Origin of the sequence: Actinomadura keratinilytica (assembly GCF_039539665.1) — a bacterium.
GTDB classification, from domain to species: domain Bacteria; phylum Actinomycetota; class Actinomycetes; order Streptosporangiales; family Streptosporangiaceae; genus Spirillospora; species Spirillospora keratinilytica.
Genome location: NZ_BAABDO010000279.1, coordinates 1 through 937, shown reverse-complemented (window position 1 = coordinate 937; position 937 = coordinate 1). Strand labels below are relative to the sequence as shown.

Below are 937 nucleotides of genomic sequence, written 5' to 3'. Positions count from 1 at the left end.
TGGACCGCCCCGGCGATCTTGGAGGCTAGATCGTCTGGTTCTCGGCTGCCGAGAGGGCACCCTCCCGGGACCGGTAGAACGCTTCCTCGTATTCCTTCGGAGGTACGTTCCCGCAGTAAGAATGTAGCCTTTCAGAATTGTACCAGGAAACCCATTCCATGGTGGCGATCGTCACGTCCATGACGTCTTTCCAGTTGCCGTGAAAATCGATCAGCTCCTTCTTGTAGAGACTGTTGAGTGATTCGGCCGCGGCGTTGTCGTAGGAGTCGCCCTTGCTGCCGACCGAGCGTGCCGCACCGATCTGGTCCAACCGTTCGGCATAGCGGATCGCGGTGTATTGAATCCCGCGATCGGAATGATGGACCAAGCCGCTGCCGAGCGTGTCTTTCCGCGACCAGATCGCCATCTCCAGCGCGTCCAGCGCCAGCTCGGCGCCCAGGTGTTCGGCGACCTGCCAGCCGACGATCCGCCGGGAGAACAGGTCCTGGACGAACGCGGTGTACACCCAGCCGGCGGCGGTGGCGACGTAGGTGATGTCAGCGACCCACCTGCGGTTGGGGGCGTCGGCGGTGAAGTCGCGTCCCAGCAGGTCACCCGGCTGCCGACCGGCGGGCAGGGTGGTGGCCGGCCGCTTGCGCGCCGCGCACACCCCCGCAATGCCCAGCTCGCGCATCAGCCGCTCCACCGTGCACCGCGCCACACGGATACCCTCCCGGTTCAGCTGCGCCCACACTTTGCGCGCCCCATACACCTTCCGGCCCGGGTTCTCCCACACCCGCAGGATCTCCTTTTTCAGCTGTTCGTCACGGACCGCACGAGCCGACGGACACGACTCCCGCTTCTTGGCCGCCCAATAGGTCGACGGCGCGCATTCCAGCACCCGGCAGATCGGCTCCACACCAAACTGCTCGCGGTGGATATCGATGAACTCGACTAG

At 64.7% G+C, this 937-nt stretch carries 1 protein-coding gene; it reads right to left on the bottom strand.

Annotated features, from left to right (window positions below; translation table 11 throughout):
* Window positions 1-25: 25 nt before the first annotated feature.
* On the bottom strand, window positions 26-937 hold a 912-nt coding region (locus ABD879_RS32700; RefSeq protein WP_345025669.1), incomplete at its 5' end, for an IS3 family transposase.